At 73.2% G+C, this 14,079-nt stretch carries 15 protein-coding genes; 10 read left to right on the top strand and 5 right to left on the bottom strand.

Annotated features, from left to right (window positions below; genetic code table 11):
• Positions 1-54 precede the first annotated feature (54 nt).
• The 8 genes from ACFYXS_RS15815 (at position 55) to ACFYXS_RS15780 (ending at position 8,997) form a co-directional block, all read left to right on the top strand.
• Complete coding sequence (locus ACFYXS_RS15815) at positions 55-879, top strand: TIGR03084 family metal-binding protein (RefSeq protein ID WP_389248245.1); 825 nt, start codon at positions 55-57, stop codon at positions 877-879.
• Positions 876-2,438 carry an acyl-CoA carboxylase subunit beta gene (locus tag ACFYXS_RS15810; protein WP_389248243.1) on the top strand — a complete coding sequence of 521 codons (1,563 nt, stop codon included), beginning with the start codon at positions 876-878 and terminating at the stop codon, positions 2,436-2,438. Before ACFYXS_RS15815 ends, ACFYXS_RS15810 begins: the two co-directional genes overlap by 4 nt.
• A 14-nt stretch (positions 2,439-2,452) precedes the next feature.
• A complete protein-coding gene (locus ACFYXS_RS15805; RefSeq protein ID WP_389248241.1) occupies positions 2,453-4,345 on the top strand; it encodes a biotin carboxylase N-terminal domain-containing protein in 1,893 nt (630 codons plus the stop codon).
• Positions 4,346-4,350: 5 nt separating this feature from the next.
• The gene (locus ACFYXS_RS15800) at positions 4,351-5,544 is read left to right on the top strand and encodes an acyl-CoA dehydrogenase family protein (RefSeq protein ID WP_389248858.1); all 1,194 of its coding nucleotides are present in this window, start codon (positions 4,351-4,353) and stop codon (positions 5,542-5,544) included.
• Between the two features lie 29 nt (positions 5,545-5,573).
• Positions 5,574-7,160: a 4-coumarate--CoA ligase family protein gene (locus ACFYXS_RS15795; protein ID WP_389248239.1), complete on the top strand. Its 1,587-nt coding sequence runs from the start codon at positions 5,574-5,576 to the stop codon at positions 7,158-7,160.
• Positions 7,160-7,906: an enoyl-CoA hydratase family protein gene (locus ACFYXS_RS15790; protein ID WP_389248237.1), complete on the top strand. Its 747-nt coding sequence runs from the start codon at positions 7,160-7,162 to the stop codon at positions 7,904-7,906. The genes ACFYXS_RS15795 and ACFYXS_RS15790 overlap by 1 nt, the downstream gene beginning before the upstream one ends.
• A complete protein-coding gene (locus tag ACFYXS_RS15785; RefSeq protein ID WP_389248235.1) occupies positions 7,894-8,508 on the top strand; it encodes a TetR/AcrR family transcriptional regulator in 615 nt (204 codons plus the stop codon). The genes ACFYXS_RS15790 and ACFYXS_RS15785 overlap by 13 nt, the downstream gene beginning before the upstream one ends.
• Before the next feature lie 111 nt (positions 8,509-8,619).
• Positions 8,620-8,997: an MmcQ/YjbR family DNA-binding protein gene (locus ACFYXS_RS15780; protein WP_389248233.1), complete on the top strand. Its 378-nt coding sequence runs from the start codon at positions 8,620-8,622 to the stop codon at positions 8,995-8,997.
• Here the strand turns inward: ACFYXS_RS15780 and ACFYXS_RS15775 are convergent.
• Both ACFYXS_RS15775 and ACFYXS_RS15770 read right to left on the bottom strand, forming a co-directional pair.
• The gene (locus ACFYXS_RS15775) at positions 8,972-9,616 is read right to left on the bottom strand and encodes a DUF4291 domain-containing protein (protein WP_389248231.1); all 645 of its coding nucleotides are present in this window, start codon (positions 9,614-9,616) and stop codon (positions 8,972-8,974) included. The genes ACFYXS_RS15780 and ACFYXS_RS15775 overlap by 26 nt on opposite strands.
• A 228-nt stretch (positions 9,617-9,844) precedes the next feature.
• Positions 9,845-10,984: a hypothetical protein gene (locus tag ACFYXS_RS15770; protein ID WP_389248229.1), complete on the bottom strand. Its 1,140-nt coding sequence runs from the start codon at positions 10,982-10,984 to the stop codon at positions 9,845-9,847.
• Between the two features lie 195 nt (positions 10,985-11,179).
• Between ACFYXS_RS15770 and ACFYXS_RS15765 the strand changes: the two genes are divergently transcribed.
• Together ACFYXS_RS15765 and ACFYXS_RS15760 are read left to right on the top strand one after the other, a co-directional pair.
• Positions 11,180-12,319 (top strand): anion permease, encoded by a 1,140-nt coding sequence (locus ACFYXS_RS15765; RefSeq protein WP_389248227.1) that lies wholly within the window; start codon positions 11,180-11,182, stop codon positions 12,317-12,319.
• A 17-nt stretch (positions 12,320-12,336) separates the two neighbouring features.
• Positions 12,337-12,585, top strand: a complete 249-nt coding sequence (locus ACFYXS_RS15760; protein WP_389248225.1) for a hypothetical protein — start codon at positions 12,337-12,339, stop codon at positions 12,583-12,585.
• Between the two features lie 70 nt (positions 12,586-12,655).
• Here ACFYXS_RS15760 and ACFYXS_RS15755 read toward each other — a convergent pair whose 3' ends face one another.
• Genes ACFYXS_RS15755 through ACFYXS_RS15745 form a run of 3 tightly spaced genes read right to left on the bottom strand, consistent with a single transcriptional unit; the run spans position 12,656 to position 14,047 of the window.
• A complete protein-coding gene (locus ACFYXS_RS15755) occupies positions 12,656-13,216 on the bottom strand; it encodes a hypothetical protein (protein WP_389248223.1) in 561 nt (186 codons plus the stop codon).
• Between the two features lie 10 nt (positions 13,217-13,226).
• Complete coding sequence (locus ACFYXS_RS15750; RefSeq protein ID WP_384289749.1) at positions 13,227-13,574, bottom strand: ArsR/SmtB family transcription factor; 348 nt, start codon at positions 13,572-13,574, stop codon at positions 13,227-13,229.
• Positions 13,571-14,047: an SRPBCC family protein gene (locus tag ACFYXS_RS15745; protein WP_389248220.1), complete on the bottom strand. Its 477-nt coding sequence runs from the start codon at positions 14,045-14,047 to the stop codon at positions 13,571-13,573. Before ACFYXS_RS15745 ends, ACFYXS_RS15750 begins: the two co-directional genes overlap by 4 nt.
• Positions 14,048-14,079: the final 32 nt, after the last annotated feature.

Genomic DNA, 14,079 nt, shown 5'->3' with positions numbered 1-14,079 from the left:
TGCCAGCCTGTGACGCGCACGGCAACGCTGACGCTGCGTCAACCAGGGGGACATGTGTCCGACCCCACACCCGTACTGGACGATCTGCGGGACGAGAGCGAGGGGCTGGACGCACTCGTGGCCCCGCTGGAGGCGGCCGCCTGGGCCCTGCCCACGCCCGCCTCCGGCTGGACGATCGCCCATCAGATCGCGCACCTGGCCTGGACGGACCGGCAGGCGCTGCTCGCCGCGACGGACCCGGCCGGCTTCGGGACCGAGGCCGAGAAGGCCGCGGCCGCGATCGACACCTTCGTCGACGAGGGCGCGGAGCAGGGTGCGGCCCTGCCGCCCGTCGAGCTCCTGGAGCGCTGGCGCGCCGGGCGGAACGCCCTCCAGGAGGCCCTGCGGGCACAGCCGGCAGGCGCGCGCCTGCCCTGGTTCGGGCCGCCCATGGGAGTCGCCTCGATGGGCTCGGCCCGGCTGATGGAGAGCTGGGCGCACGGCGAGGACGTGGCGGACGCCCTCGGGGTGCGGCGGGAGCCCGCACCACGGCTGCGGCACGTCGCCCGGATCGCCGTACGGGCCCGGGACTACGCCTATGCCGTCAACGGGCTCACCCCGCCCGCCGAGGAGTTCCGGGTGGAACTGACCGCCCCGGACGGCACCTTGTGGGCGTTCGGGCCGCAGGACGCCGCCCAGCGCGTGACGGGCCCCGCCCTCGACCTGTGCCTGCTGGCCACCCGGCGCCGGCACCGCGACGACCTGGCGCTGCGCGCCGAGGGCGCCGACGCCGGCCGCTGGCTGGACATCGCGCAGGCCTTCGCCGGGCCGCCCGGCGAGGGACGCAAGCCGGGACAGCCGGGAACACCGGGAACACCGGAACAGGGGGTCACCGCATGAGCGGGGACAACCGGGCGGTCATGCTGGAGCGGCTCGCCGGGATCGAGGCCGAGCACGAGAAGGCGCTCGCCGGCGGCGGGCCCAAGTACGTCGAACGGCACCGCGGCCGGGGCAAGCTGACCGCACGCGAGCGGGTGGAGCTGCTGCTCGACCCGGACACGCCGTTCCTTGAGCTGTCGCCGCTGGCGGCATGGGGCAGCGACTACCCGGTCGGCGCCTCCCTCGTCACCGGCATCGGGGTCATCGAGGGCACCGAGTGCGTGATCACGGCCAACGACCCGACCGTGCGCGGCGGCGCCAGCAATCCGTGGACGCTGAAGAAGGCGCTGCGTGCCAATGAGATCGCGCTCGCCAACCGCCTGCCGCTGGTCAACCTGGTGGAGTCGGGCGGCGCGGACCTGCCCAGCCAGAAGGAGATCTTCATCCCGGGCGGCGCGCTCTTCCGCGACCTGACCCGGCTGTCGGCGGCCGGCATCCCCACGGTGGCGGTCGTCTTCGGCAACTCGACCGCGGGCGGCGCCTATGTGCCCGGGATGTCCGACCACGTCGTGATGGTCAAGGAGCGCTCCAAGGTGTTCCTCGGTGGCCCGCCGCTGGTGAAGATGGCGACCGGCGAGGAGAGCGACGACGAGTCGCTGGGCGGCGCCGACATGCACGCCCGTGTCTCCGGGCTGGCCGACTACTTCGCCCTGGACGAGCCGGACGCGCTGCGCACCGCCCGCCGCGTCGTGGCCCGGCTGGGCTGGCGCAAGGAGGGACCCGCCCCGGCCGCGGTCTACGACCCGCCGCTCCACGACGAGGACGAACTGCTGGACATCGTCCCCGGCGACCTGAAGACCCCCTTCGACCCGCGCGAGGTCGTCGCCCGCGTCGTCGACGGCTCACGGTTCGACGAGTTCAAGCCGCTGTACGGGACCAGCCTGGTCACCGGCTGGGCCCAGGTGCACGGTTATCCCGTCGGCATCCTCGCCAACGCACAAGGGGTGCTGTTCAGCGCGGAGTCTCAGAAGGCGGCGCAGTTCATCCAGCTGGCCAACCAGCGCGACATCCCGCTGCTGTTCCTGCACAACACGACCGGCTACATGGTGGGCCGCGAGTACGAACAGGGCGGCATCATCAAGCACGGCGCCATGATGATCAATGCGGTGTCCAACTCGCGGGTCCCGCACATCTCCGTGCTCATGGGTGCCAGTTACGGCGCCGGGCACTACGGGATGTGCGGCCGTGCCTACGACCCGCGCTTCCTGTTCGCCTGGCCCAGCGCCAAGTCCGCCGTCATGGGCCCGCAGCAGCTCGCGGGCGTGCTGTCGATCGTGGCGCGGCAGTCGGCGGCCGCCAGGGGCCTGCCCTTCGACGAGGAGGCCGACACGGGCCTGCGCGCCATGGTGGAGCAGCAGATCGAGTCCGAGTCCCTGCCGATGTTCCTCTCGGGGCGGCTGTACGACGACGGGGTGATCGACCCGCGCGACACGCGCACGGTGCTCGGCGTGTGCCTGTCGGCGATCCACAGCGCACCGGTCGAGGGCGCGCGCGGCGGCTTCGGCGTCTTCCGGATGTGAGGGGCAGCGTGACCGTGATCGCATCAGTGCTGGTGGCCAATCGGGGCGAGATCGCCCGCCGCGTCTTCCGCACCTGCCGCGACCTGGGCATCGCCACGGTCGCCGTGCACTCGGACGCGGACTCCGGGGCGGCCCATGTCCGGGAGGCCGACGCCGCGGTGCGCCTGCCGGGCGACGCCCCGTCCGACACCTATCTGCGCGGCGACCTGATCGTGAAGGCCGCCCTGGCGGCCGGCGCGGACGCCGTGCACCCTGGCTACGGATTCCTGTCGGAGAACGCCGAGTTCGCGCGGGCCGTGATCGCCGCGGGCCTCACCTGGATCGGCCCGGCCCCGGAGGCCATCGAGGCGATGGGCTCGAAGACCCGCGCCAAGCGACTGATGGCCCAGGCCGGTGTCCCGGTGCTGGAGGCCGGCCCCGACGACCTGCCGGTCCTGGTCAAGGCGGCCGCCGGGGGCGGCGGACGCGGCATGCGCGTGGTGCGCGAAGCCGCCGCTCTGGAGCAGGAGATGGCCGCCGCCCGCGCGGAGGCGCTGTCCGCCTTCGGCGACGACGAGGTCTTCCTGGAGCCGTACGTCGAGGACGGCCGCCACATCGAGGTCCAGGTGCTGGCCGACGCGCACGGCACCGTGTGGACGCTGGGCGAGCGCGACTGCTCGGTGCAGCGCCGCCACCAGAAGGTGATCGAGGAGACCCCGGCCCCCGGCATCGGCGACGACCTGCGCCGCACCCTGCACGAGGCCGCGGAGGCGGCGACCCGGGCCATCGACTACACCGGTGCCGGGACCGTGGAGTTCCTGGTGTCGGCGGACGGCCGCCCCTACTTCCTGGAGATGAACACCCGCCTCCAGGTGGAGCACCCGGTGACCGAGGCCGTCTTCGGCATCGACCTCGTCGCCCTGCAACTGGACGTCGCCGAGGGCGGCCGGCTGCCGGCCGCTCCCCCGCGGCCCTTCGGGCACGCCGTGGAGGCCCGCCTGTACGCGGAGGACCCGGCGCGCGACTGGCAGCCGCAGACCGGCGTCCTGCGCCGCTTCCGGCTTCCCGCGATGCCCGGACTGCGCGTGGACGCGGGCTTCACCGACGGGGACCGGGTCGGGGTGCACTACGACGCGATGCTCGCCAAGGTGATCGTCCACGCACCGACCCGCGAACGGGCCCTGCGGCAGCTCGCCGGCGCCCTGGAACGCGCCCACGTGCACGGCCTGATGACCAACCGCGACCTGCTGGTGCGCGTGCTGCGCGACCCGGACTTCGTGGCCGGGCGGCTGTCCACGGCCTTCCTCGGCCGGCTCGGGCCGGCCGCCGCCGCGGACCCCGGCACGGCAGGGCTGGCCGCGCTGGCCGCCGCCCTGGCCGACGCCTCCGGGCGGCACGCCCTGGGCGGCTGGCGCAACGTGCCCTCGGCGCCGCAGCGCAAGACGTACCGCGCCGAGCCCGACGGGACGGAGCACGAGGTGCGCTACCGCCTGGGACGCGGCGGCCTGACCGCCGAGGGGCACCCGGACGTGCGGCTGCTGTCCGCGGCGGCGGGCGAGGTCGTGCTGGAGGTCTCCGGCATCCGCCGCACCTTCGAGATCGCCGTGTACGGGGACGAGGTCGACGTCGACGGCGCGCTGGGCGCGCACCGCTTCACCGCGCTGCCTCGCTTCCCCGATCCGGTGGACAGGATCGCGCCGGGCTCCTTGCTGGCGCCGATGCCGGGGACCGTGGTCCGGATCGCGGACGTGGCCGTCGGCGACAAGGTGGAGGCCGGCCGGCCGCTGCTGTGGCTGGAGGCCATGAAGATGGAGCACCGTGTCGCCGCCCCGGCGGACGGCGTGCTCACCGCACTGCACGCCGAGGTCGGCCGTCAGGTCGACGTCGGGACCGTACTGGCCGTCGTTCAGGAGGAGGACCCGGCATGAGCGGGATGACCGCTGCGAACGGACCGACAGGCACCTTCGACAACGCCCTTGTGGAGAGCGAGGAACGCCGCGCCCTGCGCAAGGCCGTCTCCGACCTCGGCCGCCGCTATGGGCGCGACTACTTCGCCACGGCGGCCCGGGAGGGCAAGCACACGGACGAGCTGTGGCAGGAGGCGGGCGCCCTCGGCTACCTGGGCGTCAACCTGCCGGAGGAGTACGGCGGCGGGGGCGGAGGGCTGGCCGAACTGGCCATCGTCCTGGAGGAACTGGGCGCGGCCGGCTGCCCGCTGCTGCTGCTCATCGTCTCCCCCGCGATCTGCGGCACGGTGATCGCGCGCTTCGGCACCGAGGAGCAGAAGCGGCAGTGGCTGCCCGGGCTGGCCGACGGGTCCATCCGCATGGCCTTCGGCATCACCGAACCGGACGCGGGCTCCAACTCGCACCGGCTGACCACCACCGCGCGCCGCGACGGATCGGACTGGCTGCTCACCGGCCGCAAGGTCTTCGTGTCCGGCGTGGACATCGCCGACGCCACGCTCGTCGTGGGCCGCACCGAGGACGCCCGTACGGGCCGGCTGAAGCCGTGCCTGTTCATCGTCCCGCGCGAGACGCCGGGCTTCGAGTTCCGGCAGATCGAGATGGAACTGACGGCCCCGGAGAAGCAGTTCCAGCTCTTCCTGGACGATGTGCGGCTGCCGGCCGAGGCCCTGGTGGGCGACGAGGACGCGGGCCTGCTGCAGCTGTTCGCGGGGCTGAACCCCGAGCGCGTGATGACCGCCGCCTTCTCGATCGGCATGGGCCGCTACGCTTTGGAGAAGGCGGTCGGCTACGCCCGTACGCGGCAGGTGTGGCAGTCGCCCATCGGCGCGCATCAGGCGATCGCCCACCCTTTGGCGCAGGCGCACATCGAACTCGAACTGGCCCGCCTGATGATGCAGAAGGCCGCCTTCCTCTACGACAGCGGCGACGACGCGGGCGCCGGCGAGGCCGCCAACATGGCCAAGTACGCCGCGGCGGAAGCGGGGGCCAGGGCGGTGGACCAGGCCGTGCACACACTGGGGGGCAACGGCCTCACCACCGAGTACGGTCTGGCCTCGATGCTGACGGCGTCCCGCGTGGGCCGCATCGCGCCCGTCAGCCGGGAGATGATCCTCAACTACGTCTCGCACCACACGCTGGGCCTGCCCAAGTCCTACTGAGCACGTCCTATCGAGGAGGGGGAGCGGTCATGGCACAGCCGGCCGTGTTCCACAGCGAGTACCCCGCGGTTCCCGCCATCGACCTGCCGATCCACGAGGCCGTGCTCGGCCGGGCCGCCGAGTTCGGCGAACGGCCCGCGCTGATCGACGGCGTGGACGGCACGACCCTCACCTACACGCAGCTCGACGCCTTCACCCGGCGCATCGCCGCCGCCCTCGCGGAGGCCGGGCTGCGCAAGGGGGACGTCCTGGCACTGCACAGCCCCAACACCGTCGCCTATCCGCCGGTGTTCTACGGGGCCACGCGTGCCGGGGCGGCCGTCACCACGGTGCATCCGCTCGCCACCGCCGAGGAGTTCGCGCGACAGCTGCGCGACAGCCGCGCCTCGTGGATCGTCACCGTCTCGCCGCTGCTGGAGACCGCCCGCAAGGCGGCGGAACAGGCGGGCGGGGTGCGGGAGATCTTCGTCTGCGACACCGCCGACGGGCACCGCTCGGTCCTGGACTTCCTCGCCTCCACCGCGCCCGAGCCCGCGATCGCCCTCGACCCTGCCGAGGACCTGGCCGCGCTGCCGTACTCCTCGGGCACCACGGGCATTCCCAAGGGCGTGATGCTGACCCACCGCAACATCGCGACCAACCTCGCCCAGCTCGACCCGATGCTGTCCACCGAGCCGGGGCACCGCATCCTGGCCGTGCTGCCGTTCTTCCACATCTACGGCCTGACCGCGCTGATGAACCTCCCCCTGCGCAAGGGCGCCACCGTGGTGGTGCTGCCGCGCTTCGACCTGGAGCAGTTCCTCACCGCCATCGAGACGCACAAGGTGCAGGGTCTGTACGTGGCCCCGCCCATAGTGCTGGCGCTCGCCAAGCACCCGGCCGTGGCCGGGCACGACCTCAGCTCCCTGGAGTACGTGATGTGCTCGGCCGCGCCCCTGGACGCGGATCTGGCGCGGGCCTGCTCGGAGCGGCTCGGCCTGCCGCCCCTCCTGCAGGCGTACGGGATGACGGAACTGTCACCTGGGACCCATGTGGTGCCGCTGGACGCGCGGGACGTGCCCGCGGGGACGGTCGGCAGGCTCGTCCCCAGCACCGAGATGCGCATCGTCCCGCTGGACGGCGAGAGCGGAACCGGGGCGGACGGCACCGGGGAGATCCACATCCGCGGCCCCCAGGTCATGAAGGGCTACCTGGGGCGGCCCGACGAGACGGCCGCCATCGTCGACGAGGACGGCTGGCTGCACACCGGTGACGTCGGGCGGGTCGACGAGGGCGGCTGGCTGCACGTGGTCGACCGGGTCAAGGAACTGATCAAGTACAAGGGCTACCAGGTGCCGCCCGCCGAGCTGGAGGCGGTGCTGCTCACCGACCCCCGGGTCGCCGACGCGGCCGTCATCGGCGTCCTGGACGAGGACGGCAACGAGATCCCCAAGGCGTACGTCGTCCCGCAGCAGGGCGGCCCCCTCACCGAGGACGACGTGATGGCGCACGTGGCGGCGCAGGTCGCCCCGTACAAGAAGGTGCGGCGGGTGGAGTTCACCGACGTGATTCCGCGTGCCGCGAGCGGAAAGATCCTGCGGCGCGAACTCCGCGCCCGCGAAAGGGGCGGCAGTTGATGGCCGACGATTCGGCACCCGTGGTGCGCTCCGCGTACGAGCGGGGCATCACCACACTCACCCTGGACTCCCCCGCCAACCGCAATGCGCTGTCCGCGCGCATGGTGGACGAGCTGTCCGACGCGCTCGCGCGGGCCGGCAAGGACCCGGCGACCCGTGCGGTGCTGCTCACGCACACCGGCGGCACCTTCTGCGCCGGGGCGGACCTGAAGGAGGCGACGTCGGCGCAGGGCCCGCGCCGGCTGGTCGCCCTGCTGCGGTCGATCGTGGAGCTGCCCAAGCCGGTGGTGGCCAGGGTGACCGGGCACGTGCGCGCGGGCGGACTCGGGCTGCTGGCGGCCTGCGACCTCTCGGTCGCGGGGCCCGGGGCGAGCTTCGCCTTCACCGAGGCGCGACTCGGCCTCGCCCCCGCCGTGATCTCGCTGACGGTGCTGCCGCGGCTCGACGGGAGGGCCGCGGCCCGCTACTACCTCACCGGGGAGGTCTTCGACGCGTCGGAGGCCGTCCGCACCGGCCTGGTCACCGCCCCCGAGGAGGCGCTGGAGGGCATCCTCGCGGGCCTGCGCGCCGGCTCGCCCCAGGGGCTCGGGGAGTCCAAGGCGCTGACCACGGCGGAGGTGCTGCGGGCCTTCGACCGGGACGCGGACGCGCTGACGGAGCGGTCGGCCCGGCTGTTCGCCTCGCCCGAGGCCGCGGAGGGGATGCGGGCCTTCCTCGAACGCCGGGCGGCGCCATGGGCGTTGTGAGCGCCCGCGTACCCAAGCAGGACCGCAGCCGCGCGACCCGGCAGCGGCTGCTGGAGGCGGCCGTCGCCTGCCTGGCCGACCGCGGCTGGGCGGGCAGCACGGTCGCCGTCGTCGCCGAGCACGCGGGTGTCTCCCGGGGAGCGGCACAGCACCACTTCCCCACCCGGGAGGACCTGTTCACCGGGGCGATCGAGTTCGTCTCCGAGCAGTGGCTGGTCGCGCTGCGCGAGCGGACCCTCGACCTGCCGGACGAGGGCGTGCCCCGTACCCGCGGCGTCGTCGAGCTGGTCGTCGACCTGTACACCGGCCCGATCTTCCGCGCCGCGCTGCACCTGTGGATCGCGGCGGCCAACGAGGAGCAGCTGCGGCCCCGCGTCACCGCCCTGGAGTCCCGCATCGGCCGCGAGGCGCACCGCCTGGCGGTGGAGATGCTCGGCGCCGACGAGTCCGTGCCCGGGGTGCGCGAGACCGTCCAGGCCACCTTGGACATGGCGCGCGGGCTGGGGCTGGCCAATCTGCTCAGCGACGACAGCGCCCGGCGCGCGGGCATCGTCCGCCAGTGGTCGGCGGTCCTGGACGGGGCGCTGCGCGGCGGATTTTGACTCGCCCGCCTCCGCGGCGTCCGGACCTCGCCGGTGATGTTGTCGGCGCCGCACCCCGCTCCGCGCCTACGATCGGGCTGACGCCGCCCGATCGTCCCCGAGGAGGCCCCCGTGCCCGTCGCCCCCGATCCGCTCGACGTCCGGGAGAAGGTCCGCGCGTTCGCCCTCGCCCTGCCCGGGGCCGGGGAGGAGTTCCCCTGGGGCGAGAGCGTCGTGAAGGTCAACAAGAAGGTCTTCGTCTTCCTCGGCGTCGGCGACGGCAGCCACCCGCCCCGGATCGGCGTGAAGCTCACGGACCCCGAGGTCCACGCGCACGCGCTGACCGTGCCCGGCGCCGAACCCAGCGGTTACGGCCTCGGCAGGGCGGGCTGGGTCTCCGTCCCGTTCGCCGAGGGCACTCCGGCCGCGGAGGTGCTGTGCGAGTGGGTGGAGGAGAGCTACCGCGTCATCGCACCGAAGCGGCTCATCGCGGAGCTGGACGCGCGCTGAGTTCCGTCGTCGCGCCGATCGCCGCGGCGGTCGCCGCGTCGAGCGGGTACGGCGGCTCGGCCGGCAGCAGGGCGGCCGCGCCCGCCGTGTCGCCCGAGCGCACCAGGTCGCGGACGGCGTGCGCCAGGCCGGTGACGTCACGGACAGCGCGGAGCCAGTGGTCGGCGTAGTCCTTGGTCGCCCGCCCGGTGAGGCCCAGTTGGAGGGACCGGTACGGCAGCGGGCGCAGGCCGAGGTCGCGCTCGGGGTCCCACTGGACGCGGACCGAGGTGGCACCCAGGCGCTCGGCCCACGCCGCGCGGTCGGGGTACGTCCTGCGGTCGTAGTGGGACAGGCACGCCCCCCGCAGCGCGGACTCGAACCCCTCGCGGCTGATGTCCAGGGCGAGCACCCGTTCCTGGCCCCCTTTGCCCGCCCATCCGCTGCGGTACATCATCCACAGGAACGACGGCTTGATCCACGTCATGCGCGACCGGCTCCAGCTCGCGGGGAAGCGGCCGTGCCGTGCGGCGTAGTCGCCGATCTCGGGACGGTACGCCTGGTACACCGTCACGGTGTCGGTGGTGTGCGCGGCTCTGATCCGGCGGTGCGGGGGCGTGGTGGTCGGGGTGGTGTTCATGATGCGGGGATCCTGCCTCCGCGGCCCCGGCGGACGCCATCGGTTTTCGCCCGACTGCCGCTCCGCCCCGGCTCTGTGGCCCGCAACCGTTCGGTCGCGGCGGCGTGTTCGCGCCGTTCGCGCTCGACCGGACGACTACGTGGGCATCGAGGTCGGCTGGTCGAGTTCACGCACAGGCGCACGCCCCGCGCCCGCGCGTCGCGGGGTCGGCGCCCTCCTCGCCGTGCCCTACCCGCCGGGCAACGCGAGGGCCTTGTCCACCCGCCGGGACGTGCCCTCGTGCGTGACCCATCGGCTCAGGGTCTCCAGCTCGGCCCGCGCCGCACGGTCCCCGAGCAGGCCCAGCGCCGCGACGCCTGCCTCGGCCACGTGGGGTGATCGGGGAGCGGTGCCCGACCGGTGGTCCAAGGAGGTCTCGACGAGACCGGCGAGGGCACGGGCGGTGTCGGGCTGCGGCGGCAGGAAGGAGAGCATCCACGCCAGTCCGCGCAGTACATGGGAGTTGTGGGGGTCGAAGCACGTGTTCACGTCGAACCGGAGGTGCGGATGGCCGAGAAGCGGGACGGTTCGATCCAGGTGGGCCAGTTCCAGCCACCGGTGCAGCGCCCGTCGCGCCTCCTCCGGGCCGACGGCGTCCAGAAGGGCCGATCCGGTCCGTCTCCACTTCGCCGACGGCGCGCCGGCCGTCGCGGGGGCCGGGTGCTCCAGCAGTCGCTGCCACGGTTCTCCTCCGGCAGCAGCCGTCCTGAGGGCCGCGTCGGCCCACGGTTCACCCGGATTGAGCGCCGGGCCGGGGCAATGAGCCAGCAGCTTCCGCATTCCGGGTTCCGTGCCGTTCGCCGCCGCGAACGTGCGACGGGAGCCCGGCACACTCGCCGCCGCGCCGGTGCGCCGGAAGGCTGCCAGGACGGCGGTGTCGGGAGTACGCCCGGCCGCCAGTTCCGCCTCGGCCAGTTCCCAGATCCGGTGGCCCGACCAGACGAACCACTGGTCCCTCAACCGGGAGAGTTCTTCCTGACGTTCGGCGGCCAGCAGGTCCCCGTCGAGGCCGCGGACGACTCCGGAGGCGACCGTGAGCAACTCGGTGCGGAGGTATTCCCGGTCCCGCCTGAACTCCTCGGCCGACCAGTCCTCTTCCACGTGGGCGTACCAACGGGCCCATATGCCGCCGAGTTCCAGCCGGTCCTTGTCGGGCAGCGCCCGCAGGAGCTCCATGTTCTCGGACCCCACACCCGTCATGGAGCCGTTGTTGCAGGCGGCCCTCATGACGGCGCGCGACAGTTCCGGCAGATCGCCGCGCTCGGCGAGGGCCTGGTGGAGAGCGGCCTGTTCCGCCAGGACCTGGGTGTTCCCCATCCATCTGCTCATGGCCGGAAGCGTAGGAGGGGCCACTGACATCGCACCCGGCCCCGTACACGTCCACGGAGACACGGACGTGGGCGCGGTCCCCGTATGGCGGCGCGGGCGGTGCGGCCCGCAGGCCAGCCGCTTAGCGTGAAATCCCGACGCGACATCAGCACAAAGGGCCCGGTCCGCCTCGCGGCACCGGGCGGGAGGTCCCCGGTGGGCTCTGTCACGTTCCTGCTCGTGGTGGTCATCGTCACGGCACTCGCCTTCGACTTCACCAACGGATTCCACGACACCGCCAACTCCATGGCGACCTCGATCGCCACGGGCGCGCTCACACCCCGGGTCGCCGTCTCGATCGCCGGAGCGCTGAACCTGCTGGGCGCGTTCTTGTCCACGGAGGTCGCGAAGACCATCTCCAACGGCATCGTCGACGACAGCAAGGTGTCGCTGGTGATGATCTTCGCCGGGCTGGTGGGCGCGATCCTGTGGAACCTGCTCACCTGGCTCGTGGGGCTGCCGTCCAGCTCCTCGCACGCCCTGTTCGGCGGGCTGATCGGGGCGGTGTGGGTCGGCGCCGGAGGGTCCGCGGTCAACGTCGCCGAGGTCGTGGAGAAGATCGTCGTCCCGGCGGTGGCCTCGCCGATCGTGGCCGGCGTGGTGGCGATGCTGGCCACCTACCTCGCCTACGTGATCACGCGGCGGACGTCCGGCCGTGAGGTCGACCGCGGCTACCGCGCGGGCCAGATCGGTTCGGCCTCGCTCGTGGCGCTGGCCCACGGCACCAATGACGCGCAGAAGACGATGGGCGTCATCACGCTGACGCTGATCTCCGCCGGTCTCCTCTCGCACGGTGCGGGGCCTCCGTGGTGGGTGGTGCTGAGCGCGGGTCTGGCGATCGCGCTGGGCACGTACGTGGGCGGCTGGCGGATCATCCGGACGATGGGCAAGGGGCTGACCGACATCCAGGCCCCGCAGGGTTTCGCGGCCGAGACGAGCGCGACGGCGGTGATCCTCGCGTCATCGCACCTGGGTTTCGCGCTGTCGACCACCCAGGTCTGCACGGGCAGCATCCTCGGGGCGGGACTGGGCCGCAAGCTCGCCGAGGTGCGCTGGGGCGTGGCCGGGCGCATCGCCGTCTCCTGGGTGCTCACCCTGCCCGCGGCGGCCGCCGTGGGCGGTTTCGCCGCCTGGGTCGCCGGCCACGGGGACATGGGCGTCGCGCTCGTCGCGGGCACCGCGCTGGCCGCCGCCACCGGCTTCTACGTCCTGTCCCGGCGCAGGCCGGTCACCCCCGACAACGTGAACGAGGACCGCCCGCGGGTGCCGGAGGCCGCGCAGCGGTCGGCCGTCTGAGCGGCGAGGAGCGACGCGTGGACATCAAGTGGGGCAGTCTCGGCTCGGTGTTCGGTGCCAGCCTGGGCATCACGATCCTGGTGGTCGTGATGTTCTCGCTCGGCATCGCCGCCTGGGGCCGCGCCGGCGGCGGGCCGGAGGGCGCGAGCGGGCCGGAGGGAACGCGGAACGTCCACCGCGGGGTCGCCCTCGGCTCGGCGGCGCTGTGCTTCGCCGCGTGCCTGGCGGTCGCGGCCTACGGCATCGAGCTGATCATCCCGGGATGACGGCCGCCGCCTGCCCGCTCCCTCGTCCGGCCGGCGAACTCGCGGGCTTGGGCACCCGGTTCTCGGCGGCTCAGACCCTCGTGCCGTCCATCGCCGCCGCGGGCGCCGGGAGCGGGGTGACGGTGCCGCCGTCGTCCTTGCCGGTGGACGGCGCGGGGACGGGGCCGGGAGCCGGCTGCTCGGGCGCCAGGGCGGCGGCCACCTTCTTCTCCACGACCTTCTCCGCGGCCTTGCCGCCGAAGTAGAAGCCCACCATCACGATCATGAAGGTGTTGAAGCTGTCGTAGACGTCGTCCAGGAACCCCGTCTTGTCCGCCATCGCCCGCGCGACCTCGCTGTTGAACGAGGCGGCGACGAAGCCGAAGTAGAGGACGGTGAAGGCGGACATCACGGCGGTGCGGACGTCGCGCGAGTCGGTGAACAGCACCAGGAAGGTGCACAGGCTCATCGCGGGCAGCGCCACGGACAGCCCCGCGATGCCGATGTCCTGGCCGAAGAACCAGAAGGTGGAGCCCACGCCCAGCGTGAGCAGGGCCACGTTCACGACGACGAGCAGCGAACCCACTCGCCAGTTGATCCGGCCGTCGCCGATGCGGCCGGAGAACATGTCAGGCGGTCTCTCCCCGTTCACGGCGCACAGGCTACACCGGGGGCGCGGCGCCGGTTTCCTCCGCGAGGCGTTTGATCGCGTCGAGCCGGGCGTCCCACTGCGCGGCGACGCGGTCCATCCACCGCGCCGCCGCGATCAGCCGCTCCGGCCGTACGACGTAACGCATTTCGCGCCCCGCGCGGCGTCCGGCGACCAGTCCCGCCTGGTCCAGCACGGCCAGGTGCTTGACGATCGCCTGGCGCGTGACGGGGAGTTCGGCGGCGAGCACGGTGGCGGTGGCGTCACCGTGCCCGGCAATGGCGTCCAGGATGCGCCGTCGCATCGGATCGGCCAGCGCGGCGAAGACGTCCTCCTCGCCGCCCGCCTGACGGTCTGTCATACGGGCAGCTTCTCCGTGTACGCGGCGAATCCGGCCAGGACCTGCGTCCACCCCTCCGAGTGGCTCTCGTAGCCGGCGTACGGGATGCGCTCCTCGGGGATGTCGAGGGCCGCGAAGCCGGTCTCGACCACCCGCAGGAGGGTGCCCTCGCCCTCGGGGGTGAGGGTGAACTCGACCAGGGTGGAGTTGCCCTCCGCCGCCTCGACGCCAGGGAAGGCGCTGGCCCAGCGGTAGGCGAAGTAGCGCGGCGGCTCGACGCTCACGATCCGCGTCGGGTAGACGCCCGCGCCGTGGTCCAGGCGCATGATGCCGCCCGGGCGCAGTTCCATGGACTTGGGCTCGCCGCTGCCGCCCACGTCCCGCCCGAACCAGCGGCCGATGTGCTCGGGGCGGGTCAGCACCTCCCACACCCGCTCGACGGGTGCTCCGATGCTGATCTCGCGTTCGATCCGGTCCTGGGTCTCGGTGCTCATGGCCGTACCTCCATCGACGACAACCTTACGTG

Source organism: Streptomyces sp. NPDC002574, assembly GCF_042889545.1.
GTDB lineage: Bacteria > Actinomycetota > Actinomycetes > Streptomycetales > Streptomycetaceae > Actinacidiphila.
The sequence above is the reverse complement of the archived record's forward strand: the minus strand, read 5'-3'. Positions and strand labels throughout refer to the sequence as shown.

Coding starts and splice junctions, on each gene's coding strand:
- ACFYXS_RS15770 (WP_389248229.1), bottom strand. CDS start 10,984: ATGAGCAGATGGATGGGGAACACCCAGGTCCTGGCGGAACAGGCCGCT.
- ACFYXS_RS15785 (WP_389248235.1), top strand. CDS start 7,894: ATGGGCGTTGTGAGCGCCCGCGTACCCAAGCAGGACCGCAGCCGCGCG.
- ACFYXS_RS15795 (WP_389248239.1), top strand. CDS start 5,574: ATGGCACAGCCGGCCGTGTTCCACAGCGAGTACCCCGCGGTTCCCGCC.
- ACFYXS_RS15790 (WP_389248237.1), top strand. CDS start 7,160: ATGGCCGACGATTCGGCACCCGTGGTGCGCTCCGCGTACGAGCGGGGC.
- ACFYXS_RS15745 (WP_389248220.1), bottom strand. CDS start 14,047: ATGAGCACCGAGACCCAGGACCGGATCGAACGCGAGATCAGCATCGGA.
- ACFYXS_RS15800 (WP_389248858.1), top strand. CDS start 4,351: ATGACCGCTGCGAACGGACCGACAGGCACCTTCGACAACGCCCTTGTG.
- ACFYXS_RS15750 (WP_384289749.1), bottom strand. CDS start 13,574: ATGACAGACCGTCAGGCGGGCGGCGAGGAGGACGTCTTCGCCGCGCTG.
- ACFYXS_RS15810 (WP_389248243.1), top strand. CDS start 876: ATGAGCGGGGACAACCGGGCGGTCATGCTGGAGCGGCTCGCCGGGATC.
- ACFYXS_RS15775 (WP_389248231.1), bottom strand. CDS start 9,616: ATGAACACCACCCCGACCACCACGCCCCCGCACCGCCGGATCAGAGCC.